Genomic DNA, 25666 nt, shown 5'->3' with positions numbered 1-25666 from the left:
CTCAGTCGACGACCTGCATCGGCTCGCCCGTCGCGAGTTCGGCCGGCTGAAGCGTCACCCCGAGATGATCGTCAGCTTCTTCCATCATGCAGGCCTCTCCGTTACCGGCATCCCGTGAAGATCATTAGTGCAGGAGCGCAAGGCACCGGCAGTGTCGGCATAGAGGCGGACCGAACACGGCGGCCATGTCGACGAAAGCCAGCCAACTGCGAAAGTGCTCCATGTCGCGCACCCAAGACCAAGATTGACGAGATCACCGTGTGCTCACGGTACGCAGCCTCCACGATCATCGATGGTGCCGGCGTCCGCTACCCACGCCAGAACGAGCTCGAGAGGCTTTGTTTGCGGGCCCGCACATGGCAGAGTCCGCGGGACGGCTGGAGCGTGGTGCCCGCCAACGAGGCCAAGTGCCAGCTGAGACACTGGCCGAGGCGGTTGGAAGGCCACAGTCCAATTGCACCCGCGACGTGTCGAGCCATGATCTCCACCGTGCCACTGGTACAGTGCTATTGTGCGTTCTTGGACCTATTTTCCAGCCCGCGATGCCGGCAAGATGACCGCATTCCCGATCCCAATAGGCGGAAGACTAGGAGGATAATAAAGCTTTTGAGCCTGATCGGCGGAGCCGGAATTGCAGTCTCACTTGTGAATGAAATTGTATTCCCCCGCGGGCCGGAGCAGAAGCCGGTGGTCGCCTCCAAGCTGCCTCCGAGTGCCTGTGCCTCAACCAAAACGCCTTCTTTGAGGCAATGAGATCCATGAGACCGCATCGTTAAAAAAGTCCGGTATGCAATAGTGCAGTCTCAGTACACTCCGACCTACAGTGAACTTTACGACAGTGATCCATGTTATGGTCAGGGCCAGCAAGAGCAAGCACATGCATTGTCCGCTGCAATGGCACCTAAAGAGCTCACTATTCGAAAATGGACGCGATGGCTTGTCTCACGAGAGCAATGTTCAGAACGAACATTAGCGGGTCCTCATGGGGTCATAAGTGCCTCATCGCCAAACTACTGAAGGGAAGCGCGGTGGGGAAAACTCTCGCACGCTTGGAAAGCGGGATTGCCGGGTTGGACACAATCCTCTGTGGCGGCCTTGTTGATGGCTCGTCCTATATTGTCCAAGGTCAACCAGGGGCGGGGAAGACCATCCTCGCCAACCAGATTGCTTTCCATCAGGCCCGAATAGGACGTAGGGTCTTGTACGTCACCCTTTTGGCTGAATCCCACGAGCGCCTGTTCCAATCCCTCTCGTCCTTGGACTTCTACGAAAGCAAAAAAGTCGGCAACAGCATCAGCTTTATCAGCGTCTTCCAAACCCTCATGAAGGAAGGGCTTGGGGCCGTCGTCGATGTTCTGCGTCAGGAGATTAGGCGGCAACAGGCAAGCCTCCTGATCTTTGATGGGCTCCTGAATGCCCGTGACAGGGCGGGGAGCGCTCTTGACGTCAAGACCTTTGTGGCCGAGTTGCAGGCTCATGCGGCCTTCGCGCATTGCACTGCACTGTTTCTCACGAGCGCGCGGGTGGAAGACGTCAGTCCTGAGCACACAATGGTCGACGGAGTCATCGAACTCTCCGCGGATTTGACCAGCGCTCGCTCCGTGCGCCAACTGCAGGTGCGCAAATCGCGCGGCAGCGCGGCCTTGGGAGGATATCATCAGTATGTCATCTCGGGCAGCGGAATCTCCGTCTTCCCGCGCGTCGAGGCGGTGCTTGCTCGTCCATCGAGGGATGACTATCCTGATCTCACCCGCGTCGCAAGTGGTGTCACGAGCCTCGACGCAATCATCGGCGGGGGCTTGCGGCGCTCGTCCGTGACGCTGCTGATGGGGCCTGCGGGCAGTGGCAAGACCACGTTCGGGATGAATTTCCTGAGCCTTGCCACGGAGGCAGACCCAGCCCTGCATTTTGGGTTCTATGAGACACCCGCCCGGCTGGCTTTGAAGGGCCAAGCCTTGGGGATCGACTTCAAAGGCTTGGTGGAGCGGGGGGTACTCGAGATGATGTGGCGCCCGCTGACTGAGAACCTGCTTGATCAACTAGGTCATGAGCTTCTGGACGCTGTTCGCCAGCGAGGCGTCAAGCGCCTATTCATCGATGGCTTGGGTGGCTTCCATCGCGCAGCGGTCCCGCCGCAGCGCTTGGTAGAATACCTGACCGCTCTGACGAATGAGCTGCGCGCTCTTGGCGTGACCACCGTCGCCACGTGGGAACTGCGCGATCTCTTCGGCGCGCCGCTCGCCAACCTGTCGCCGGAGTTCCCCAGCATCCTGGACAACCTGCTGTTGCTCAGGCTAACGGAGCTTCAGGCCAAGCTCCGTCGCATCCTGGCCGTCATCAAGGTTCGGGACAGCGCGTTCGATCCACGACTTTACCCCGTGGATATCACAGCAGGCGGGATCATGACCGGTCAACGCCTGGAAGACGCCGAAAGGACCGCCACGGGCGTGGCTCATTCCACTGGCAGTCGATCGTAAGATCCGGTCATGCACGAGGGCTCCGCATTGTGACAAAGATCCTGGTCGTCGATGATGAGTTTCTTGTCGCCGAGACAGTTACATATCTGCTTGAGGACGAAGGGTATGAGGTTGCACAAGCGTCTCACGGCCGCCAGGCCCTGGCGATGATCCAAGCGGATCGTCCGGCACTCGTGATCACGGACTTCATGATGCCTCTGATGACAGGCCTTGAACTGGCGCAGGCACTCAAGGCACTGCCAGAATACCGAGACCTCCCGATTATTTTGATGAGCGGCGCACAAGGCGCGATTGCTCGGGACCACCACGACTTCTTCGCCGCCGTGTTCGACAAGCCGTTCCAGAACCAACTTCTTCTCGACCAGGTTCGAAACCTCATCGATCTACCACAATAAAGTTTAGCGGTGACCAAAGGTTTCGATGCCGCTCATAGCTGGATCACGGTGACTAACGTGAACGCGCATTACTCCGGTAGCCGTGAATTATCCGGTCTTCTTCGACTCTATGTATCAAAGTGATGCATCCGGCCTGCTCCGAGGTATAATGGCAGTCAATCATGAACTGCTGGCGGAGTTGGCTCATAGTACGGGTCTGTCTATGCGAAATGACTGCTGCCGAGAAGGCGTTGGCCCATAAGCTAGCTCACTCCCATACCGCTCCAGCCTATAATGCGTGCAACTTGCCCAGACAGACCGCCGCGATGCTTGTACCAAGCTTGAATCGCTGGGTTTGAGCCGGATACGCAGCCGAGCACATGCTGGCAACACGTGCTGTTCCCTCGATTCCTCGTCGGTGAGAGACCGCCATTGCTTAGACCGGATCGATGCAGCTGAATAAACAAACCCTTCCCGCGCTACCTAAGCGAACCCTTATCTCCTTAGGTTCCGTAAAGCCTCAAATTTGGGAGAACTGCCGGAGCCCCTGTCGATTAGCTCTATCTCTCGTGTCAACTGGAACAGGGCTTGCCCTGACTCCATCTTGGCTTGATCTATAACAAAGAGCGACGATCGTCCCCTCGCCATTCCCCTGAACTATCGAAATCATTCACATCGGCTATTGGAAAGTTCCGTCGTGCGCCGCGATCTATGGGCAGCAGCGACGCAGGCCCATCGAGAGGGGCTGTGAGTGACTTGAGGCCTCTATCGGCGTGGTGTGGAGAAGGATCGTATGGCCGCAGAGAAGATGGGCAAACCTTTTACCTTTACGAGCGTCGGAGCAGGTTTTAGCACGCTCGTTAGAGCTGCCGTATTCGTCCAGTCCGCATCCAATGATGGTGTAGAACCGGCGATGAGGTCTTATCTCCCGAAGCGTACTCCATCGAGTGATTTGACGCAGCGGCGACCACTGCCGCGGCGGCGCCGTTATCGTCACGGAGGCGTGTTCACCGGCGGCCCGGTCACAGCCTGCGATGGAGAATGCTCATGACGATAGTTAGATTCGATGTGAAGCCACGGAAACCGTTGGTATGAACATCCTCCATATTGACTGCAGCCCGCGTCCGGAATCACACAGCCGCCAGCTTTCGGCGGCGATTGTCAGATTACTCCTTGGTGTCGCACCCGACGCGATCATCAGCCGGCGAGACTTCGCCGCCGACCCTTTGCCGCACGCCGCTCCCGACTACGCGACTACGTTGTCATCACCTGCCACGTTGGCGGCTCCGCTGCAGGGCGCGCTTGATCTTTCCGAAGTTCTTATTCAGGAAGTCGAGGCCGCCGATGTAATCGTCATCGGAACGCCCATGCACAACCTCACCGTTCCCTCGGTACTCAAGGCGTGGATCGACCAAATCCTACGCGCCGGCCGCACCTTCATGTCAACTCCAGCTGGGAAGGTGGGGTTGCTGTGCGACCGGCCGGTCTTCGTCGGCATTGCCTCCGGTGGCGTCTTTGCCGGCGGCCGAGCTAACCAGCCCGACTTTCTCACGCCGTATCTGTCGGTGGTGCTGGGATCCATCGGGCTAAAAACCCTACAATTCTTCCCCCTGCAGGCCACGGCGTTTCTTGATGCGAACCAGGCTCCGTTAGCAAGGGAAAAAGCTCTCGCGGCAATTGACCTGACGGTCGTGGCGGAAGCCCCCCGTCTAACCACTGCGGGAGGAGAGTAAGTCATGAAAATCGTCGTGATCGGCGGAACCGGCCTGATTGGCTCGAAGATCGTTACCATTCTGCGCGAGGGCGGCCATGAGGTCGTCGCGGCGTCGCCCAAGGGCGGCGTCAACACCGTCACTCGAGAAGGGCTAAAAGAAGCTATGGTTGGCGCGGAGGTTGTGATCGACGTCTCCAATGCGCCTTCATTTGACCGAAAGATGGTTTCGGAATTCTTCGAGACCTCCGGCCGCAACCTCATCGCTGCGGAGACTGCTGCAAGTGTTCGACACCATGTTACGCTTTCCATCGTTGGGGCCGATCGGGTACCCGGCCAAGACTATTATCGTGCTAAAGCCGCCCAAGAGAAGCTGATCGAGGCCTCTGGTATCCCTTACACAATCATCCGCTCGACCCAGTTCTTGGAATTCCTCGGCGCTATCGCCGATGCAAGTACGGACGGAAGCGTCGTCAGGCTTGCACCAGGCCTGCTTCAGCCTATTGCGGCTGACGACGTCGCTGCCTTCGTCGCGGATGTTGCCTGCGCCAACCCACGGAACGAGATCGTCGAGATCGCGGGACCGGAACGAGCGCCCTTCGACGTAATCGTCGCTCGATATTTGAAAGCTGTCGGCGACCCGCGCGAGGTCGTGAAAGATCCCGAAGCCCGGTATTTCGGCGGGCAGCTCGAGGAGAAGTCGCTCGTACCATTGGGCGAGGCGCGTCTCGGGCGCTTCAATCTCGAGGTTTGGTTACGTCGCACCCAGAAGAGAGCATAATGGCGCGGCTCGATCGCATCGACACTGCAACACTCGCTGGCGATCAGCACGTCCAAAGGATGACGGCTACGTTTCGCCCGGCGTGGGCCTCTCGTGGTTGCTAAGGACCGAGCGATGGAGCTTGAGGATATCGGGACAGCAAGTCTACCTGAACGGTACATACAGCCGAGAGGCGCAGGTAGCTCCAGCGCGAGGCCGCACTGATCGTCAACGGATCCGCCGAGCCAAAAGTCCAAAAGGCAATGCCGCGAGTCCGAAGTGGCATTACGTGCTCTAGGACTTACGGCGGATCGAACGCAGAGTGGGGGTTGCTTCGGGCGGAATTTGTGCCAGCGCGTGCACGGACGATGAAATCGGCGGGCGCATTCCGCCTGTATTCACTGGATGGATTGGATGCCCGACTTGAGCGACAAAAGCGGATTGCAGGGACTCCCAGGCGTATCGAGAGTAGAGGGCGAGGCTTCAGCACCCTCGCACGAAGCTGAATACGACGTCGACCTATTCGTGATTGGGGGCGGGTCGGGCGGCGTTCGCGCAGCGCGGGTGGCGTCGGGACATGGCGCGAGGGTAATGCTCGCCGAGGAATACCGATTGGGAGGAACGTGTGTCATCCGCGGCTGCGTCCCGAAGAAGCTGTTCGTCTACGCGAGCCGTTTCAGCGACATGTTCGACGAGGCCGCAGACTTTGGCTGGCGCTTGGCGGTCCCACGTTTCGACTGGCCGTCCTTAGTCGCGGCGAAGGACCGCGAGATCACACGCCTGGAAGGGCTCTACAGCACGGGTCAAGAAAGTGCAGGCGTGGAGGTTGTGAGGTCCCGCGCCGTGCTCGAGGATGCGCATACGGTGCGCCTCCTCACTGACGGCCGTCTCGTACGGGCACGTACGATCCTGATTGCGACAGGCTCGCGGCCAGAACTGCCAACCTTCGACGGTGTCGAGCTCGGCATCACTTCGGATGAAATCTTCGACTTGAAGACACTCCCGAGGAAACTTGTCATTGGCGGTGCCGGATACATCGCGATGGAGTTCGCAGGCTTGTTTGCTGCATTGGGAAGCGACGTCACCGTGGTCTGCCGCGGAAGCAATGTTCTGCGTGGCTTTGACGAGGACGTGCGCCAAGCGGTCGCTGCGTCCTACATGAATCGTGGTATCAAGCTGATGGTTTGCGACAGTATTCGCCGCCTTGAGAGACAGGGCCGGCTCGCGGGGGGTGGCGACCGCCCGGGAAAAATTGATGTTACGACTGAACAGGGCGGGCGGCTGGAGGCCGACCAGGTGCTGCTCGCCTTCGGGCGCGCGCCGAACACAGCCTCGCTCGGACTAGACCGTGCGGGAGTCCAGACTCGGGCAGACGGCGCAATCATCGTCGACGCGAGCTCCCGCACGAATGTCCCGAGCATCTACGCTGTGGGTGACGTGTCGAACCGGTTTAACCTAACGCCCGTTGCGATTCGCGAGGGGCATGCGTTCGCCGACAGCGTTTTCGGCAACAAGGCTTGGCAGGTCGAATATTCCAATGTTCCGACTGCAGTCTTCTCCACCCCGGAGATCGGAACAGTCGGCCTGACAGAGCTCGAAGGGAGGGCGCAATACCCTGCTGTCGATGTCTACAAGGCTCGTTTCCGGCCGCTCAAGGCCGGAGTGACTGGCGATTGCGAGGCCGCGCTTCTCAAGGTCATTGTGGATTGCGCAACCAACCGGATCCTCGGGATCCATATTTTCGCGGACGACGCCAGCGAAATGATCCAGGTACTGGCGATCGCCGTCGGTAGCGGAGCCACCATGAAAGACTTCATGTCGGCCATGGCCGTGCACCCGACGATGGGCGAGGAGATCATCGCAATGCACGCTCCGACGGTCCGTTACGACCGTCGCGACGCGTCGTCCCCGCTCGTCAGGAGCGCCGCGCAGTGAGCCGCCGGCTCTCACCCGAAGGGGTGCCGGAACAAGAGCTGTTTCCAAACATACGATCGCGAAGTGCGTAGCGAGAACGTGTCTCTGCCGATCGATTGAAATTGGTCTCTGCGGCAGGATCCAGGGTCAAACGGCCAACTAAGGAGTGTGCTGCTCTCCTCAATGTGTAGTCCAAGAGAGCATCGTTGTCCGGGCAAGGGTGAGGTAGCCGGGTAGTGCAGTAGTTACGGGGGGGGTGCCGGATCGACGTGAGTATTTTCTTGTTACACGTTGAGTGATCAATCGGGATGCGTTCTCCGAAAGATTGTTTCTCCGCTCCATCTAAATGTGTCAACAGGAACAGCTTTTGTTATGCCCCAAAGGCCGGAGTGGAGGCGATGACGTACGTGCTCGCCGAGGAGCTGATCGGCTGCACCATCACAGTCAATGCGATGGCGCCCGGGCCGACGGCGACGGCGCTCCTTCCGGACGGCCAGCCTCAGGATGTGGTCGATCACCTTCCAAAGCTCGCGCCGCTCGAGCGCATCGGCGAACCGCAGGATATCGCCGTCGTTGCGCTCCTTGCCAGACCCGACGGTAGTTGGATCAACGGGCAGGTGCTGCGGGCCAACGGTGGGATTGTCTGAGGCTGCTCCGCGAGTTTACGCCGAGTGGAGGGAAACTATCATGCCGCGCTTCTACTTCGAATTTCTCGACGGGTCCGACCTCATCCATGACGACGGAGGTCTTGAGCTGGATAGCCTGGAGGCGGCCGAGCACGAAGCGGTACAGACAGCCGTGCAACTTGGACGAGACTGGCTGCCGCGGAAACGCAAGATTCGGCTAGTGGTGATAAACGACCAGCGCCAGCCGGTGATGGTCGTGAACCTGGAGCTCACGGTGGAGCGTCTGATGCCATCCCGGGCGGCAGGATCCTCTGATTCTCAAGCCTAACGAAAGGACATGGTAATGAGAATTAGAAGTCTCACCCATTTCATTGGTGCAGCCGTCGCTGCGATCGCACTCGGACCTGGGCATGCCCGGGGACAGCAGACAGCAGCGATTGGTGCTTCCGAGGGGGCGGGAGAGCCGGACCTGCATGAGACGGTGACGCCTGTCTCCGAGCGTGCGATCCCCAACGTTCCAGGCCGAAGCATGATGGCCGTTGTCGTGAGCTACCCACCCGGCGCGAAGTCGGCGGTTCATCGCCATGCCCCGTCGGCCTTCATCTACGCTCACGTGCTGTCAGGCGCCATCCGCAGCCAGGTCGATGACGGGCCTGCGAAAGTCTACCAGGCCGGCGAAGGTTTCTACGAGGAGCCAGGCGCACAGCACAGGGTCAGCGAGAACGCCAGCACCGATGAGCCTGCCAGCCTACTGGCTGTCTTCATCGTCGATCCCAAAGAGACCCCTCTGACAATACCGGAGCGGAAGTAAAAATCCGTCAAGGTTCGACACATCTGACAAGGAGCCTAAGATGACCAGCGATAGCATTGCCTACGAAGCCGTTCCGGACCAAGCCCATGCATTGATGATGGCATGGCGTGTGCATGAGTTTGGCCCTCCGGACATTATGCAGTTCGAGCGAATTCCTCGGCCAGCCCCTGGCCCTGGTGAGGTTCTGGTCAAGGTTAGCGCAGCCGGGGTTGGTCCCTGGGATGGTTGGATCAGGTCTGGCAATAGCGCCTTGCCGCAGCCACTCCCCCTGACGCTCGGCTCGGACCTGGCCGGCGTTGTCGAGGCCGTCGGGCCGGATGTGACTAACCTTCGCGTCGGAGATCAGGTTTATGGCGTCACGAACCCCCGGTTCATTGGGGCCTACGCTGAATACGCCGTCGCCTCAGCGGCGATGGTCGCACACAAACCAACCTCACTCAGCCACATCGAAGCGGCCTCGGTTCCCGTCATTGCCGTGACGGCCTGGCAGGGACTGTTCGACCAGGCGCAACTCATGACTGGCCAAACCGTGCTCATTCATGGGGCTGCCGGCAATGTCGGTGCCTACGCGGTCCAACTCGCCCGGCAGGCCGGCCTTCGGACCATAGCCACAGCTGCTGCGGAGGACCTCGCCTATGTGCGCGAGCTTGGAGCAGACACGGTGGTCGGCTACCAGAGCCAGCACTTCGAGGATGTGGCCCGGGATGTGGATGCCGTCCTTGATCTGGTCGGCGGTGACACGCAAACGCGCTCGTTCCAAGTCCTGCGTCGTGGCGGCAGGCTGATCTCGGCCGTGTCCCAACCCGACCAGAAGCTTGCGAAGAGCCTCGGCGTCGATGCAACCTTCTTTCTGGTCAACGTCACAACCAGGCACCTGACGGAGATCGCAGGCCTGATCGACAGCAGGACGCTGAGGACGCGGGTCGGTGCAGTCCTACCCCTCGCGGATGCACGCAAGGCCCACCTGATGCTGGAAGGCATACAGCGTCTGCCGAAAGGAAAGATCGTTCTTACAGTGACAGCGTAATTTCGGCGAGTTTGATGATCCAGTCTGCGCTTCACCGCGAGGGCATGGCAGCGGGACACGGGCCGCGCGTAGCCACCAACTGCAGTCCGCCCGAGCAAGCTCCCTTCCGGCAGTACATTACCAGGCCAGACTCGGACCGCCGTGCCGACGAGCCGGTGCAGAGGCGATCTGGGCCGGCATGAGCCATATTCAGCTAGAAAGTTGGAGAGGAGCCTTGAAGATCCACGGCATCTTCACTGCCGCTCGCGCCTTCGTGGTTGCTGGGAACCCTCGACGCTGGACGGTGGGGCCGATACGCTCCCGCCTGCATCCGATCATCCCGTGCCGACGGCTACCGCGAGGTTTCTGGAAAATGAGTTCCCGATAGCCGATTGGTGCGCGACGCAGCTCAGCTTGTTCGCAGGACCGAGAGCGGTTTTCTGTTTAGCGCTCTATGCGCGCCAAATATTGGGCGGCCTTGGCAGGCGAGCGCAAGGGCCTGATTTTTGTCCCGGAAATTCTCTGCGTCGCGGCTATGTTGCATGATTTCCGCTTGGCGGCAGATTATGGAGAAAGCCACTTGCGTTACGAGGTGGGTGGCGCAAACGCCGCACGTGATCTCCGGGGAGACACGGATTTTCGGAAGATGATAGCGAGCGAATCTGGCTTGCGATCGCGCCGCACACGAAAAACCGAATTTCCGGAGCTCTTCCTGATCGTCGCACCTATCACGGAAGGTACCGACGTGGATCTCGTGAGCACCTCGGCGAAGCTTGGCTCGCCCGTCTAGAAAAAGTGGCGCTCAATCATCGGATTTTCAGGGGGTTGATCATCGCAGTATCCCGTTCCAGTGGCTGTTCTCTTAGGCTGTCTGGAATCAATGTATCAACGTTGCGCAGCAATACAGATCGCGGCTAGGGAGGCCGAGAGTGGGATGGCAGTGTCCCGTGCCTTGATCATATTGGTCTTGTGTCAGCACTCGCTTTCCGACCGCACGAAGGGAGGTTCTGAGGTCTGCATTCCATGATCATCAGGCGACCCTGTAAATTAGCTCTTGTTATTTGATCATTCTCCAGCGGCGGCCATCCCGGGCCAGCAGGAAACCCGCCTCCTCGGGACCGGACGAGCCGGCTGGATAGAACTCCAGCCCTTTCGCACCTGCTCTCGACCAGGCATCGAGGAACGGCTGCACCACAGCCCAACCGGCTTCCACTCCATCAGCCCGCTGGAAGTGCAGAGCGTCGCCCGTCATGCAGTCGTAGATCAGCGTTTCGTAGCCCGTGCTCGGAGCAACATCGAAATGATCCTTGTACTTGAATGTCATGTCGACACTCTCTGCCGCAAGCACTGGCCCCGGCACTTTGGCATTGAAGCGTAACGTGATTCCCTCGTTGGGCTGGATCCGTAGAACAAGGAAATTCTGCCCTAGCCAGTCCACGGAGGTTTGCTCAAACATCGAGATCGGAGCCTGCTTGAACTTGATCGCCACTTCGGTCCGACGCGCCGACAGGGCTTTCCCGGTCCTCAGGTAGAACGGCACCCCGGCCCAGCGCCAGTTGTCGACCTCCAGCCGGAGGGCCGCGTAGGTCTCCGTGACGCTGCTGGACGACACATGCTCGGCCTCCCGGTAGGCAACGACCGGTTCGTCATTGACCCGCCCTGCCCGGTACTGTCCGCGCACCGAGTTCGCGAGCGCCTCAGCCTCGTTTGGAATCCGGATCGCCGCCAGCGCCTCTGCCTTGGCGTTGCGAACCCTGTCGGCTTCAAAGCGGGCCGGCGGCTCCATCGCGATCAGGGCCAGAAGCTGAAACAGGTGGTTGGGGACCATGTCGCGCAAGGCTCCCGTCCTGTCGTAGAAGCGCCCTCGCCGCTCGACATTGACGGTCTCGGCTACAGTAATCTGCACATGATCGATATGATTGCGGTTCCAGATCGGTTCGAACAGTCCATTCGCAAAGCGCAGGAGCAGGATGTTCTGAACCGTCTCCTTGCCGAGGTAATGATCGATGCGATAGATCTGATCTTCGGTGAGAACCTCCAGCAACGCGCGGTTCAGCGCGCGTGCGGAGTTCAAATCTGTTCCGAAGGGCTTCTCGACGACCACCCGCCGCCATGGTGTCCCTGAGCCGCCCTCCTGGGACAGGCCAGCCCTCGCCAGCTCACGTGCGATGGGTTCGAAGGTGTCCGGCGGCATGGCAAGGTAGAACAGACGGTTGCCTCCTGTGCCGGCAGCCGCTTCGACATCTTCCAGGACCGTCCTGAGCCTGACAAAGGTTTCAGCATCGTCAATGCTCCCGGACACGTAGGCAGCGTGAGCCACGAGCCTTTGTGCCAGCTCGGGGCAAACCTCGCGCGTCGCATGAGTTTGGAGGTCTTCGAGCAGGTGTTGACGGAACTGCTCGTGGGTCTGAGGACTGCGCGCTACCCCGACAATGGCGAAGCGCTCCGGCAGCAGGCCCGTGGCCGCCAGGTTGTAGAGAGCCGGCAGGAGCAGTCGACTCGTCAGATCACCGGACGCACCGAAGATCACAAAGCAGCATGGGTCGGCGGCGGCCGCGCGAGACGCCTGCGTCATGAGCGGGCTCCTTCCGGCTTCCTGGCCTCGATATGACCGCCGAAGCCCTTGCGCATGGCCGAGAGGATTTTCTCGGCAAAGGTATGCTCCTGGCGTGAGCGGAAGCGTGCATAGAGTGCCGCAGAGAGAACCTCGGCGGGGACTGCCTCGTTGATCGCGGCCTGGATGGTCCAGCGTCCTTCGCCGGAATCCTCCACATAACCTGAATAGATACTGAGGTGCTCATCTTCGGCCAAGGCGGCTGCGGTGAGATCCAGCAGCCAGGAGGTAATCACGCTTCCCCGCCGCCAGACTTCGGCCACGTCGGCGACATTGAACTCGAAACGATGTTCAGGACGCAGAGCTGGGCTTGATGCGTTTCGCAGGATATCGAAGCCTTCGGCATAGGCCTGCATCAGCCCATACTCGATGCCGTTGTGTATCATCTTGACGAAGTGGCCGGCCCCGCTCGGCCCGGCATGGATGTAGCCCTGCTCTGCCCGGAGGTCACGTCCTTCCCGGCCGAGCGTGCCCGGCAGGTCGCCACGGCCGGGAGCCAGGGAGGCAAAGATCGGGTCCAGCCGTTCGACGGCGGCTGCCTCCCCGCCGATCATCAGGCAATACCCGCGTTCGAGCCCCCATACGCCGCCGCTGGTGCCCACGTCGATGTAGTGCAGGCCACGGCTGCGGAGTTCCTCCGCTCGCCGCACGTCGTCCTGCCAGAAGGTATTGCCACCGTCGATGATGGTGTCTCCCCTGTCGAGAAGGTCGGCAAGCTGCTGGATGGCTGTCTCGGTGATCTCACCCGCCGGCAACATGACCCAGACGTTCCGCGGGGCCCCCAACCTAGCGACGAGATCCTCAAGGCCCGATGCTCCGGTAGCACCCTCATCCACCAAGCTTCCGGCTGCTTCCGGACTGCGGTCGTACACGACGGCAGTGTGTCCCGCTTGCATGAGGCGCCGGACGATGTTTCCGCCCATCCGGCCGAGGCCCACCATTCCCAATTGCATCATTCATCTCCGAATATTTGTCGTAAAAACGCAAGGTTTCGCATTGACGCCTCCGGTGCTTGCTTCGTGTCACAGAGGAGATCGGTTGCGCCTGTCAGCCTAGCGCAAAACTTAGGATCGTCGGATCGGTTGTCCACCCGCGGAACACTTGCCTTCATTTGGCGCGTTACCATGGGACAACCTACGAATGAGATTATCCATGCCTGCGCGTGGAGAGGATTAGCCCGGCCGCGCAAGCTGGACGCCACGCGTCGCGCTGAACAGACCCGGCTCAAGGGCAAGTGAGCGAGCCTGCGCCTGTCCTGCAAGAACGTGCCGGGGGTCCAGATTCCGTGTCCGCGAGTCCGCGGCTTGGCTTTCTGCTTTGACGAGCAACTCGCGTACGTCTCAATACCGAGCCGAGGACGGAAGAAACATCACGCGTGGCACCGATTCAAAGCCAGTGAATTTTGCGACAAACCGCTTGCGCACAAGCCCCTTGCGCAACGTCAAGGTGCAAGGCGACTAAGTCTTCCGAAGAACACGGAATAGAGTTGCGGTGAGAGGAAAGCGGCATGGAACAGTCTCCCCAGATTGGTGACAGGATGACCGACAAATCAGCCCCGCCCGATGACCGGACTGTCCGTGACTGGATCGGGCCAGACGCATTCAAACATTGGGCCGAGCTGCGGAATTGGATTGAGGCATGCTACCCCGGTGTTTTCGCACCGGATTGGCTCTATAGAGGCAAGAACCGCGGTTGGTCCTTGCGATACAAGAAGTCCAGGGCACTCTGCACCTTCGTGCCGGAATACAGGCTGTTTTCGGTCGTAGTGGTTTTGGGGACAGCAGAACGAGAGAAGTTTGAGGCGCGGCGTTATGGCTGGCCCCGGCAAGTGGTCCAGCTCTACGATGAAGCCCGAACATACCCTGACGGAAAATGGCTGAACGTTACCGTCTCATCCGCAGATGATCGGCACGATGTGACGGAGCTTTTGACCATGAAGCGCCCTCCCCCACGGTCACGCGATTGAATGGCGCGAGAGTCCTAATTATCGGGCGCTGCGAAAGTCTGTGCATCAATACGGGCGAACTCAAGAGTTTTGCGACAGTGCCATTTTCTTGGTGCTTTCATGACCGACAATGCTCCGACTATCCCCGTAGTGACAAACTACCAGATCGGTAACAAGCAGCGTCTTCGCGCAAAGTTCTCAACCAAGATCGAAATCCGGCGACACTCGAAAGTCCGATTCCGCCCGAAAATATACTGGCTACGTTCGATCCCATCATAAGCGCTTCACGCCGGACTGAAACGAGCTGACCGAGGCTGCGGCAGTTTGGGACGAACATCGTTTCGACGGGCCGGGCGATCCGTTTACAGCCAGTCCCCTCTACGCCGTAAGAGGTAAGCTCGCGAAGGCGCTCTCACGGTTCAATCTTGGTTGCTGCGGGCTGGTTCCGCTCCAAATTCCCGGCTCACGCTGCGGCGCTGGCGACGTTGATCCACGAGGAGAGCGAAACCGCTCGCCCTCCTCACCTCCTCATGGGCGAACGCGAATGATCGTCTTCCCCGGGTGCCGCTTGGCTGGGTTAAAGGCGGCGATGGCCTCGTCGAGGGTTGAGACGACGCCGATATTTGTCCGCAGGCGTCCATCCCGCACCCGATGGACGATCTCACCCAGCTGGCTACGATCAGGCAGGACAACGAAATCGATCGTCAGGCCATCAGCCGGCCGTGCCTCGGTCGGCCCGGCGATGGTCACCAGCATCCCTCCGGCTCGGATCAAGCGCGCGGACCGGATCCCGATGGCGCCGCCGATCACATCGAACACCAGATCGACTGGTGCGACGTCTTCCAGTGCCTCGTTGTCGAGGTCGACAAACTCTTGTGCGCCGAAGTCGAGCGCCTTCTGACGGTCGGCACCGCGTCCGGTACCAATGACATAGGCGCCGAACTCGCGTGCGAGCTGCGTCACCATTGATCCGACTGCGCCGGCCGCGCCATGCGCAATAACCCTCTGACCCGGCCGAACGCGGCCGTGCACGACCAGGCCCTGCCAGGCGGTCAGGCCCGGCATCGCTACGCTCGCGCCCACCGTGAAGCTGACGTCCCCCGGCAGGGGCGCGAGGTTGCGCGCTTCGATAGCCACATACTCCGCCAGGGTGCCGCTCCGATACGAGTCCGTGAGGCCGAATACCCGCTGTCCGACCGACAGGCCCGTCGTGCCATAGCCGAGGGCCGTGACCACTCCGGCCAGTTCTTGCCCAGGGATCACCGGCGTGCGTTCACGGCCAAGGCGATCAGTCCAGGTCGAGGGCCACGTCAGCTCACCCGAGGTAAATCCAGAGGCATGAACCTCAATGATGACGTCGTTGATCGCTGCCCGCGGCTCAGGGCGCTCCGCCAGCGTCATCCCGGCCGCTCCCGCAGCCTGGTCCGTCACAACGATTGCCTTCATTGTCCGCCTCCTTCGGTGCCGTCGGTCATCTTCCGAATTCCTGCGCCGCGAAGAAAAACGTAAGATGGCGAAACTCGATAATCCAATGACCTGTGGCAATAGAGTCGATGCCCTCGACGCAGCACCCGAAGCCAAAGGTGCGGCACAAAAAGTCGATTCCCACGCCGAAGCGAAGTGTTACTGGGTCGGAAGTGATGTTTTCGAGACGGCGCCAGCGTCGCTCAACTGCGCATCGGTTCGCCGCGGAAGCCGTTTGCGGCAGATTTAAGCCTGTCATCGCTCGCCTCGAACGCGCAGTGCCGGTGTGGGGGCCGTGCTGAAGCCCCTCGCGGCGGCGAGAGTGCGGCGTTGCCCCCTGCGAGGACCCGCTCAAGCGGATATTTCGGCGACCGAGAGGAGGTGTTCACCGGCCTATCGTTCCGGCTGACTTGAGTTACATTTGGTCGCGAATTGACTTGCTCGGGCAGCACAGGGCTGTCTCGAGCCTGTGCTCCAAGAGGACGCCGACGCTACCGACACCATACCTCGCGGGAATGGAAATCATAACGATCGGACATTTCGTAATGAAGAGCTGCCAACGTACTCTCAACCGGAGAGGCTTAACTTGGGACTCGATAGATTGCGGGCGCTTACACCCGCCGCACGTGACGATCAAGGTCTGGACCGAAGGTAATTTGACGACTCGAATCACGCAACTGCATGTCACCGGCCTGTGCTGGAACTCCTGACGCAGTTAAGCAATAACTATGGAGAAGTGAATGCTGATGCCCCGCCGGCCGGTTCCCGAACTGCGCGTGCCGACACTTGATCACGGAGACTTTGATCTTGCGGCGAACGCGCCAATGCTATTCACGTTGGTGTGCTTTTACCGCGGGCTCCATTGCCCGGTCTGCCTCAAGTATCTGCGCGACCTGGAATCGCTAATTCCTGAATATGAGCGTCGCGGCACCAAGGTCATCGCCGTCAGCTCTGACGTTCACGAGCGGGCCCAGCAAATGGCAGACAAGGTCGGCCCGAATTTGCGATTTGGACATTCGCTGCCACTCGCGGTTGCTCGCCAATGGGGGCTCTATATCTCGTCGTCACGTGGAAGGACATCTATTAATATCGAGGAGCCGCCGCTATTTTCCGAGCCGGGCATATTCCTCGTCAAACCGGACGGCACCTTGTACTACGGCGCGGTTCAAACAATGCCATTCGCACGTCCGCTGTTCTCGGAATTGCTTCAGGCGATCGATATCGCCCTCGCCAAGGACTATCCAGCGCGTGGCGAGTATGATGGCCCTCTCTGACTCGGCGCAGAACAGCAAAACCAAGACAGCGCCGCCAGAACTCGAAAAGGGCATTCCGAACATTCCTGACAAGTCGCTGCTTGCGTTAAAGGTCGAATATGCATCGGGGCAGCTCCCGTCCCGCATACCGATGCAAGGTCTGCCTTCAACGACGGCTACGTGACTCCCGACCCCACTGAGTCGAAGGTAAATGACGGCGACGCACGCATCTACAGCGCAGGTAAGCGCGAGTCGGAGCCGCTCGGAGTAGTCCATGCGGTCAGCAGCAACGCTAGTGAGAGCAGGCCGGGGAAGTCGCTCGCGGTCGTCGCCGGCTCCGACGACAAGGTGTTCACCACTCCTCTAAAGTAAAGCCATACCAACCAGAGCTATGACGGCAAAATTCAACTGCAGCCAAGGCGTCCTCGGCGCACCCGAGGCGCTCGGGGAAGGCTATGGATATGCCATGCAGAGCGGTCTTCCGGCCGAGCCGGCGGACGTTGGCTCTTTGCGGGACCCGCATACGAACAACTGTGCCTGTGGTCTCGAGATGCACACCTGCGACCTCATTGCGAATGTGGTTGAGATAAGAAGGCCTGCTCTGGTATCGGCCTCAGAGGCAAGCGGCAGCTCTTTCAATGCGGCGGAGAGCGCTACTCGCATGGCCGAAACGATGGTGCCGGACAGCGCGTAGCAATGAACGACCGACTTACAGCATTAAAACTCTTCGCCCGCGCAGCTCGGGTCGGGAGCTTTTCGAGCGCAGGCCGCGAGCTCGGGCTCTCTCAGCCGTCGGCCTCACGTCTGATCGCGGCCTTGGAGGCTGACGTCGGTGCGACACTGTTCAGGCGGACAACTCGCGCAGTCACGCTGACAGACGCTGGGGCGACCTACTTGACGCGCGTGGAAGCGATCTTGACCTCACTTGAGGAGGCCGACCATGAAGCTCGCGGCACCGGAGAACTGCGAGGAGTGCTTCGGGTAGGAACCTCGTCGAGCTTCTTGCTTCGCGAGATCACACCCAGGCTGCCAAAGTTTTTTTCAGCGCATCCGGCGCTTCGTGTCGAGTTGTTGTCTAACGATCGGTATCAGGATCTGGTCACCGAGGGCATCGACGTTGCCTTCCGATTCGGAAACCTGCCTGACTCAAGCGCGACAGCGAGAAAGGTGATTGACGTCCCGCGCGTTCTCGCAGCCTCTCCTCTCTATCTTGAGAAGCACGGCACGCCGATGAAGCCGTCAGACCTTGCTCACCATGCAGTGATCATTGGCCCCGCCCATGAATCGCCGACGTTCTCGTTTCGCAAGGAAGGGCGTGTTGCATCCGTCCGTGTGCAAAGTCGATTGGTGGTAACGATCATTGAAGGTGCCATCGCCAGTGCAAAAGCAGGGCTAGGTATCGTGGCCGTAAGCCTCCAGAGTGCGAAGGCTGAGTTAGAAAGCGGCGAACTCATTCGTATTCTGGCCGACTGGGACTTCGGTTCGTTGGAAGTCAATGCGTTGTTCGTTGCAGGGAGGATCATCAAGCCTGCTGCGCGGGCATTCACAGACTTCCTTGTCGGAGAGCTTCGATGCTGAGTCCGTGGAGCGGGCTTCGCGGTTATAGATATGATAGCTATAGTTGCTGAACACTCCGGTTCGAGCGGATGCCGTACAGTCATCTCCGCCCGGACTCTGAGACTTGCTTTTGCACTGCTAACGACCTGCGTAGTCAACCAAACCAGTGGACGGAATCGAGAAGCCCATCATCCGTTCCTCTCTTGTATATCGCAAGGCGGGACCCGCTGACAGGATGGACGCTCAGACTCAGATCTGGTAATCGCCAAAGCCAAAGCCAAGGCGGTGCCGGCAGCCGCCATTGTGGAGCGGGCGCTCATGGGGTCCTCCCTTTTGGCGGTCCAAACTACCTGCGGCCGGGCCAAAAGGAAGTACCAAGAATTGGGAGAAATCGCATACTACGGCGGAATGAGCAAGTCGCTGAATCTGAATCTAAAACGTGCTGCAAAAATACCTTTGGCGGAGCAGATCCGAAAGGGAATAGCCACAGCTATCGAAGATGGAGTGCTCGCGCCCGGCGCGCGCTTGCCGTCATGGCAGGATCTCGCTGCCCAACTTGGGGTCGCGCGCGGTACGGTGCGGGCCGCATACGAGAAGCTGGCTGCGGCCCAGTTGGTCGAGGCCTCGCGAGCTACTGGCACACGGGTCGCCCAGCGGTCCCGGGCCCCCGTCAGGAGTAAGGAGCCGCCGGACGCAGGCTCGTTTATGAGGACCTACCTAGAGAGAACGCGCGGACCTGCGTTCTTCCAGATGGGCGTGCCGGCACCCGAGACCTTTCCGGCGACGCTGTTCGCTCGCATTCGGGCGCGCGCAGTTCGCGCCGAGGCGACTGTTCCTCCTCTCTATCCTGACCCGCGCGGCGAGCTCGAGCTGAGGAGGGAGATCGCAAGCTATTTAGCTGTCGCTCGAGGCATCACCTGCTCGCCATCGCAGATCATGATCACAGGTGGCTTTTGTGCAGGGCTCGGCTTGGCGCTAAACGTTTTGGGCCTCGCCGGACAAACGGCCTGGATCGAAAACCCAGGATTGGCCTGGACCAGAAGAGGACTTGCGCTCGCGCGCTTGTCCCTTGCTCCGATCCCGGTCGATGCTGATGGGATTAATGTAGATTATGGCATGTTCCATCATCCTGGCGCGAAGCTCGTACTTGTAACACCTGGGCAGCAGGCACCTCTCGGCCCCACCTTGTCGCCCGACAGGCGCGTGCGACTGCTCGAATGGGCCTCCGCGAACCAAGTTTGGGTGATCGAGGACGACTATTTGAGCGAGCTACAGCTCTCGGGCAGGGCCGCACCTGCGCTCGCCTCGCTCGACCGGGATGGGCGGGTCATCCACATTGGGTCCTTTAGCAAGACGATAAGTCCGACAATTCGGCTGGGCTTTCTGATCGCGCCGCTCGAACTCGCCTCCCGGTTCGCTGATGTGGCGGCATGTCTCGCGCCAGCACCGTGCCCCGCGGTGCAGGTCGCGACCGCCGAGTTCATGCGCGAGGGCCACTACATACGCCACCTCCGCCGCGCGAAACGCGTCTATGCCTCCAAGCGTCAAGCGTTGTTAGATTGCCTTCACAGTGCGATCGGCGCCGATCAGGTTTCCACGCCCGGCCTCGCCGTACTGCTGAAACTTCCCAAGGGAACTTCGGACATAGCTATAGCTCGTGGAGTCTCGGCATTCGGCATGTCTCCGTCACCCCTTTCAGCCTGGTATGTAGCGGCTGATGAAGTCGAGTCCGGGTTGCTGCTTGGACTTGCAACCACGCCAACGAAACATTTGGCTCGATCCTGCGACCGCCTATTCGAAGTAATCCGTCGGCTCGGTTGAGAGGTTTGCGGTCGCATCATTGGCTCTCGATCAAACCGTTCTTTTCGGTTGCGCGGGGGTGATCTGAAGAGGCCCGCTCGGCTCTGCGCCGGACGAGAGGCATGACGACCTATATCGGAGTGCCACGAACGGCATGCGAGGCGCGAAGTCTGGGCACCTCCCGGTGGGCCTTCGAATGCTTCGTCGTGCAAATGAAAAGTCCCGCCATCCGGCGCTAGATCGGGAAAATGCATTTGAGTTATTTATGCGGATCATGAATGACCCAGAGTGGCGTGCGGGCTTCTTGCCGGCTTCGCCCACCCTGTGCGAGCATCTGCCAGGGTCACGGCGCGAACTTCGCCGCCCAACAGCGTGAGCAGCGGCTGCAATGGGTGCGATGTCAGCGCCTGAACGCGGCGCCGAACTCTCTTTATGCCGAAAGGTCGTCTTCAGGTGGCATGCAGGTTGCTGCATGACGCGCTACAGCATCACACCGCGCGGCAATAACGATCGTCTATGGACTCGATGGCCAGAGGTGATTTCCTTCGCTGACCTCGCAGGGTCATTTTACAAAGAAGTCGATCTCCTTGAGTTCAGCATCCGGCACCGCGATGACGCCGCGTCAGCTCCTGGCACAAGAGTGAGAAAGCCGCACAGTTTCTGGAGCAACGCGGCGCCTGGTTCCTGTTCCTGCTCTCGTACAGTCCGGACAGGAATCCTATTGAGCAACTCTTCGCCAAGATCAAGGCGCTCCTGCGCAAAGCCGAAGCCCGCACCTTTGACGCGCTCTGGCGGGCCGTTGGTGGAATTTGCGTTCGGGTCAAGGCAGAGGAATGCCGCAACTACTTCACCGCCGCGGGCTATGGATTCGTCTGAACCGCCGGTGCTCTAGCTAATGTGATGATGTCCTCCTAGCTTTTAGAGTGACGGGTCAGCGGTCGGTCGAGGTCGCGGGTCAGCCGGACGGCGGGATCATCGACTGCCGGCTTCCTGTGGCACTCACGATCATCTCGACAGCGGAAGCTAGCTCAGCATCGTCCAGCTCAAGGAATCCGATGCTGTCGATGGAAGCCTGCCTCACCCCATCGAAGACCTCGATCCAGAATGGCGGCAGGCCGAAGGCTACGTCCTTGGGACGAATATCGCTCAGGTGGACGTCGAGAGGTCCGATTCGCACCACGATGGGTCGCGAGTTGTCTGTATCCACATCCTGAGACACGAGCCGGATATAGGCCCGGATGATGACCTGTTCGATCTCATCGGCGCGAACGCCGGAGGACAGGTGGTAATCGACACAAGCTTGCCTCGCGAATGCGTTCATTAACATTGTCAATACTTCCAGATGTGGGACCTCGGATTGCCAGCACGGCTAAAGCGACCTTTGGTTCGGTGTTGGATATGTGTAGCATGGCTTAGCAGCCTCTGGCCCTGTGCAGCAGGCTCGATCAGCACACGGCCGATGGTGTGGAATCCGAATTGAACGCGCGTTAATCTCCAGCACTGCTTGGCGCCGTAATCCTCTACGCGGCGAGTGGCATCTCTTCGCGTTCGGCTTGGCTCGGCATCTCCGACGCGTGGTGCTGGGCCGTGATGCCCCTCAGGGCGTAGAGCACGGCAGCCGGCGACGGATCCTCGTGCACGATGTACCCTTGGGCCGAGTCCCTCGCCTGCGAGGCGGCCAGCACGGCAGCTAGATCGGGATGGTTGTCGTGATACTCATCGGCGAGAATCCAGCCATCGATCATGCCCGGCAGACTGGCACGGCTAAAGAGCCAGTCGCTCAGGGAGTGGAACGCCTGCTCTCCAGGCCCGGTCGCCACGACGTCGAAATGCTCAGCCCGAAGTTCCTGCGCGAGCAATTCCAGAACCAGCGGGTTGGTATTGACGAGTAGGCTGTGTTCCTGATTGGTTGTACTCATCGCGACCTCCTGATACCAAATTATTGCTCCGGAAGATCAGGTAGAATTTCCACGGGGCCATTCAATATTAGTAAGTTAATACTTACAGCGGACTGATTTCCATCAGACGTGCATCTACGTCGGTAACCGGAAAGTACAGGAGGCCTATACTTTGGATTGGCGTTCTTGCATTATGCCGTGGCCGACTTAACCTGCGATCGGTTCATTTCTTGCAACCGGAAGCGCGTCTTGCGCGGATCGCAGATAGTCGACGTAAGGGCTTGGTCATTGTGCTTTGCCGAGCCAGCACCTTGGCCGAGAGTGCGTGGGCGGAGACGTCTGAGTGGCCTCATCCGCACAGTCCCAGCGATGTTTCTTGGTTCGGCGGATGGCTCAAACAGAACGTCCCGGCTCAGGGGCCGGTGAGCAATTATCTTTGGTCTTTGCAGTTGAATTGCGGGAGCAGGATGCGGCTCGAGGTGAGATCGAACAGCGTCTAGCCGGTCTCGACAGGCGTTCGTCGCTCTTGTCCAGCCGCGGGTTGGTGGTCAACCGAGCGATTGTCCGCTCGATCACCCACCTGCGCGGAAGCACCTAGAAACCGCTCGGGCGCGTGGCGGCTCGGATCCAGCCTTCATCCAGACCGCATATCCAGCCGACCAAAGCTGCGTGATCGACAGCCTCCAACCAAAAGTACTAGGCCTAATCCATCAACCCGCGATAGCCTGTGTGGGTCCATATCAGCTCGACGGCCGGAAACAGCTTTTGCAGACCTACTGAGACGGCTTGGGTGCAGTTGAAAGATCGGCGACCATAGATAGGATTGGATAGCCAGCCAACGACCTCGCAGAGTTCAAGATCACCCACGCCGTCTCAATAACAGCAGCAACTCCACTCCTGCGCAGTCGTGAAGGCCGGTTAGATGCACCTTAGTCCTCAGCGCAGTGCCTCGCGTATCAACGAGCAGATGGCGCTTGCGGCCGTTGAACTGTAGGGTCGAGGTAGGGCGCGGTGACGCATCAGAGTACGCTCCGTTTCCCTTCCCAGCTCATCAAACCGGAAGTGCCGATTTCCCGCATCCGGCCTTCCACCGGGCTTCATCGTCAGGTTCACGGCGATGACTGCAGGTGCCTGCGCCGGAGGCGCCGCACGCCCAGCTGCCGTAAACCTACTCACGAGAGGACTGCTCCGCGCCGCGGCCTTATACCTTGTGCCGCTAACGGAGGAAGTTGCCTATGGACCATAGACATGGCGAACAATGGTCCCGTACGCTGGCGCCATAGCCCTGTAGGCGAAGTACGTCGACCGACTGCCCAACAGGCGGTTCAATCGCGTCCGCACGTCCGCCCGGATACCCTTGCCGCCTGGCGTCAACAGTTCGCTGGCCTTCAGCTTGTGTGCTGTAGGCTGTTCTTGGATGGGGCTGTATCCAGATACCAACGCCCCTCAACGAGGCTATCGTTTCGTTGAGCGTCGGCCGAGCTTCGTCATGGCCTCCTTCGCCCAGGTCAGGGCGTCACCCGCGCGGCCACGGCTGAGAGTGACAAAGTCGTCAGCATAGCAGACGATGTGCGTGTGAACGGCCTCGCCCTAACCCTTTACCGCCAGAAGTTCAGGCCCTCGGCCGTGCTCGACCGTTCCTAGGTCATGACCAGTTTCGGCGTCCTCGCCGCGGACGGCGAACGCGAGGTGCGGCGCCAGTGATGGGACTATTCCCACCCCATGATGCGAATGTCCAAGCTGAAGTTCTTAGTCGTTCCCACCCCTGAGGAGGCCGAGGCCTATCCGTACTCGCCGTCTGACCGAGCGGGAGATGATCGAGATGTGAAACGCCAAGATCATGAGCGGCACCGGCGCGCAGGTCGTGGGGCAGTTGAACGCCTAGCAGCAACACCTGGGCGCCGACGAACTCATGTTGCTGAACCACGGGCATTCGCCCCGGGCCATCCATTGCTCGACCGAAGTCATCGCCGATGCCTACGGCATCCCTGGGAATCATTCCGATCAAGTGACCGGCACATGACCTTCAGGGCCAATGGTCAATCCCTACATGTCAACGCCGCCAAGCCGACGAGGCCGAGGCGTACGTCAGAGAAATCGTTAGCGTCAATGGGTGCTACTTTCACTTGATCCGGGAATCCGATGCAATCCGCGACACGGAAGGCGTCGTCGTTGCCGACCTCCGGCACGCACGCGACCAAGGCCTCCAGGCCATCGACGAGTTGCGACGGGAGGATCCTCCCGCTGGCGCCTGGGAGGGCTGGGAGCTGGTGGCGACCGACGCAACGGACGCCGTCCTTTTCTCGATCCGGCTCGATGCCTGCGAAAATCCGTCGGCGATGAGCAGTTTCGAACATTGAACTGGCCCGCGAGCCAACGACGTCATCAACCAGCCCCTACCGAGCGACACCTTCAGCCCGCTCGTCAGGTCCGGCTGGCGTGACCTTCGGTTCAGCCAGGGCCGCCTCCGGGCGTCCGACCTCCACCGGGCCCGACGTCATGGCCTGTAATCGGGTCGGTCCCGAGCGAAGCAGGATCTCGCGGAAGCTCGGATGCATGGATCCGTCGAGATAGGTGTAACTCACGGCCGCCCGACCCGAGGCAACGATATCATTGATGCGAGCCTCGTCCCTCTCCCGCTTGGCCGTCACCATCATGGCGGCTCCCGCCTCGACCGTGTACGTGGGGCAGGCAGCCCCGGCGTAGAACCGCGCACTGGGATCGTTCGGGCTGGCATTGAACACGTAGCGTCGGCCACAGCTCGCAACCTTCGGAGGCCGGCGGGTCGCCTCGAAGTGATCCGAGCCCTCCTTCAGGTTGCGCCAGAACGCGATATGCGGGCTGGCCCGGTGCTCGGCCAGATTCTCCGGCGTCATGCGGAAGGGGAAGGATTGAACCTGGAAGCCCTCCTGCCCTCCCCGCATGGCCTCCCGCGCCAAGGCAAAGAGCTCGCCGGCGCCGTCATCCGTCATGGCAAAGCAGCCCGAGGACGAGCAGGCGCCGTGGATCATCAGCGCCGAGCCCGTCCGGCCGAGAGCCCGGTCTAGCTCGTTCGGGAAGCCCAGATCGAAGGACAGGTAGAAGGCAGAGTTCGGGTTCATCTGGCCCGCCCGCACGGTGTAGAATCCCTCGGGCGTCTGCCGGTCACCCTCCTCCATCTTCGGCCCGAGCTGCCCCGACCAGCGGCAGACCGGGTAGGTCTTGAGAAGCCCATACTGACCAGACGCGTTGCGCTTCCAGACCTCCAGCTCCGCCTCCTTCTTGAAGACCCGGATGAGGATCGGATCGGCGACCGACATCCCCTTCGCCTGCATGCTGGCGACGAGCTTCGGCGGCACGGGACGGAGGTGTTTCTGATCACCAACCGTCACACATCCCGCCAGGGCCGCGACAAGGATCACTCCGCTCAAAACACCACGCGCTGAGTTCATCCGCATTCCACGAAAATTTGGTTGC

23 protein-coding genes and 1 pseudogene are annotated in these 25666 nt (G+C 60.2%); 17 read left to right on the top strand and 7 right to left on the bottom strand.

All coding sequences use genetic code 11. From position 1 onward, the window contains the following. Positions 1–1028 precede the first annotated feature (1028 nt). From NF876_RS27365 to NF876_RS27320, 10 genes are all read left to right on the top strand, one after another. Positions 1029–2477, top strand: coding sequence for an ATPase domain-containing protein (locus NF876_RS27365; RefSeq protein ID WP_373696727.1), 1449 nt, complete (start codon positions 1029–1031; stop codon positions 2475–2477). A gap of 29 nt (positions 2478–2506) precedes the next feature. Next, positions 2507–2872, top strand: a complete 366-nt coding sequence (locus tag NF876_RS27360) for a response regulator (RefSeq protein ID WP_262271510.1) — start codon at positions 2507–2509, stop codon at positions 2870–2872. A gap of 1070 nt (positions 2873–3942) precedes the next feature. Further along, complete coding sequence (locus NF876_RS27355; protein ID WP_262271509.1) at positions 3943–4584, top strand: FMN-dependent NADH-azoreductase; 642 nt, start codon at positions 3943–3945, stop codon at positions 4582–4584. Between the two features lie 3 nt (positions 4585–4587). Then, positions 4588–5343 (top strand): SDR family oxidoreductase, encoded by a 756-nt coding sequence (locus tag NF876_RS27350; RefSeq protein WP_262271508.1) that lies wholly within the window; start codon positions 4588–4590, stop codon positions 5341–5343. Between the two features lie 420 nt (positions 5344–5763). Next, on the top strand, positions 5764–7257 hold the full coding sequence (gorA, locus tag NF876_RS27345; protein ID WP_373696729.1) for a glutathione-disulfide reductase: 1494 nt from the start codon (positions 5764–5766) through the stop codon (positions 7255–7257). Positions 7258–7544: 287 nt separating this feature from the next. Then, positions 7545–7883 (top strand): SDR family oxidoreductase, encoded by a 339-nt coding sequence (locus NF876_RS27340; RefSeq protein WP_262271506.1) that lies wholly within the window; start codon positions 7545–7547, stop codon positions 7881–7883. 40 nt (positions 7884–7923) lie between these two features. Beyond that, complete coding sequence (locus tag NF876_RS27335) at positions 7924–8190, top strand: DUF6894 family protein (protein WP_262271505.1); 267 nt, start codon at positions 7924–7926, stop codon at positions 8188–8190. A gap of 15 nt (positions 8191–8205) precedes the next feature. After that, the gene (locus tag NF876_RS27330) at positions 8206–8673 is read left to right on the top strand and encodes a cupin domain-containing protein (protein WP_262271504.1); all 468 of its coding nucleotides are present in this window, start codon (positions 8206–8208) and stop codon (positions 8671–8673) included. Between the two features lie 94 nt (positions 8674–8767). Then, a complete protein-coding gene (locus NF876_RS27325; RefSeq protein WP_262271515.1) occupies positions 8768–9700 on the top strand; it encodes an NADP-dependent oxidoreductase in 933 nt (310 codons plus the stop codon). Between the two features lie 433 nt (positions 9701–10133). Continuing rightward, positions 10134–10469 carry a hypothetical protein gene (locus NF876_RS27320; RefSeq protein WP_262271503.1) on the top strand — a complete coding sequence of 112 codons (336 nt, stop codon included), beginning with the start codon at positions 10134–10136 and terminating at the stop codon, positions 10467–10469. Between the two features lie 267 nt (positions 10470–10736). Here NF876_RS27320 and zwf read toward each other — a convergent pair whose 3' ends face one another. Both zwf and gnd read right to left on the bottom strand, forming a co-directional pair. After that, a complete protein-coding gene (gene zwf / locus NF876_RS27315) occupies positions 10737–12254 on the bottom strand; it encodes a glucose-6-phosphate dehydrogenase (protein ID WP_262271502.1) in 1518 nt (505 codons plus the stop codon). Continuing rightward, on the bottom strand, positions 12251–13246 hold the full coding sequence (gene gnd / locus NF876_RS27310) for a phosphogluconate dehydrogenase (NAD(+)-dependent, decarboxylating) (RefSeq protein ID WP_262271501.1): 996 nt from the start codon (positions 13244–13246) through the stop codon (positions 12251–12253). The genes zwf and gnd overlap by 4 nt, the downstream gene beginning before the upstream one ends. A gap of 554 nt (positions 13247–13800) precedes the next feature. On the opposite strand from gnd, the gene NF876_RS27305 reads away from it, so the two are divergent. After that, positions 13801–14259 (top strand): DUF3788 domain-containing protein, encoded by a 459-nt coding sequence (locus NF876_RS27305; RefSeq protein WP_262271500.1) that lies wholly within the window; start codon positions 13801–13803, stop codon positions 14257–14259. Positions 14260–14766: 507 nt separating this feature from the next. On the opposite strand, the gene NF876_RS27300 is transcribed toward NF876_RS27305, so the two are convergent. Both NF876_RS27300 and NF876_RS27295 read right to left on the bottom strand, forming a co-directional pair. Next, positions 14767–15684, bottom strand: a complete 918-nt coding sequence (locus NF876_RS27300; protein ID WP_262271499.1) for an NADP-dependent oxidoreductase — start codon at positions 15682–15684, stop codon at positions 14767–14769. Between the two features lie 25 nt (positions 15685–15709). Beyond that, complete coding sequence (locus NF876_RS27295) at positions 15710–15961, bottom strand: hypothetical protein (RefSeq protein WP_262271498.1); 252 nt, start codon at positions 15959–15961, stop codon at positions 15710–15712. 481 nt (positions 15962–16442) lie between these two features. Between NF876_RS27295 and NF876_RS27290 the strand changes: the two genes are divergently transcribed. From NF876_RS27290 to NF876_RS27270, 5 genes and pseudogenes are all read left to right on the top strand, one after another. Then, on the top strand, positions 16443–16976 hold the full coding sequence (locus tag NF876_RS27290; RefSeq protein ID WP_262271497.1) for a peroxiredoxin-like family protein: 534 nt from the start codon (positions 16443–16445) through the stop codon (positions 16974–16976). Further along, positions 16963–17139 (top strand): hypothetical protein, encoded by a 177-nt coding sequence (locus tag NF876_RS27285; RefSeq protein WP_262271516.1) that lies wholly within the window; start codon positions 16963–16965, stop codon positions 17137–17139. The genes NF876_RS27290 and NF876_RS27285 overlap by 14 nt, the downstream gene beginning before the upstream one ends. Before the next feature lie 512 nt (positions 17140–17651). Continuing rightward, a complete protein-coding gene (locus NF876_RS27280) occupies positions 17652–18533 on the top strand; it encodes a LysR family transcriptional regulator (RefSeq protein WP_262271496.1) in 882 nt (293 codons plus the stop codon). A 387-nt stretch (positions 18534–18920) separates the two neighbouring features. After that, entirely contained in the window at positions 18921–20333 is a 1413-nt protein-coding gene (pdxR, locus tag NF876_RS27275; protein WP_262271514.1) for a MocR-like pyridoxine biosynthesis transcription factor PdxR, read from the top strand. A 618-nt stretch (positions 20334–20951) separates the two neighbouring features. Continuing rightward, a pseudogene (locus NF876_RS27270) lies at positions 20952–21188 on the top strand (IS630 family transposase); the annotation flags it as partial. Between the two features lie 79 nt (positions 21189–21267). Here the strand turns inward: NF876_RS27270 and NF876_RS27265 are convergent. Together NF876_RS27265 and NF876_RS27260 are read right to left on the bottom strand one after the other, a co-directional pair. Beyond that, positions 21268–21633: a hypothetical protein gene (locus tag NF876_RS27265; protein WP_262271495.1), complete on the bottom strand. Its 366-nt coding sequence runs from the start codon at positions 21631–21633 to the stop codon at positions 21268–21270. A gap of 199 nt (positions 21634–21832) precedes the next feature. Next, complete coding sequence (locus NF876_RS27260) at positions 21833–22231, bottom strand: hypothetical protein (RefSeq protein WP_262271494.1); 399 nt, start codon at positions 22229–22231, stop codon at positions 21833–21835. A gap of 2105 nt (positions 22232–24336) precedes the next feature. Here NF876_RS27260 and NF876_RS27255 point away from each other — a divergent pair. Further along, entirely contained in the window at positions 24337–24570 is a 234-nt protein-coding gene (locus NF876_RS27255; protein WP_262271493.1) for a DUF6894 family protein, read from the top strand. A gap of 36 nt (positions 24571–24606) precedes the next feature. Here the strand turns inward: NF876_RS27255 and NF876_RS27250 are convergent, their stop codons facing one another. After that, positions 24607–25641: a L,D-transpeptidase family protein gene (locus NF876_RS27250; RefSeq protein ID WP_262271492.1), complete on the bottom strand. Its 1035-nt coding sequence runs from the start codon at positions 25639–25641 to the stop codon at positions 24607–24609. Between the last annotated feature and the right edge of the window lie 25 nt (positions 25642–25666).

The organism is Microvirga yunnanensis (assembly GCF_025460875.1).
The sequence above is the reverse complement of the archived record's forward strand: the minus strand, read 5'-3'. Positions and strand labels throughout refer to the sequence as shown.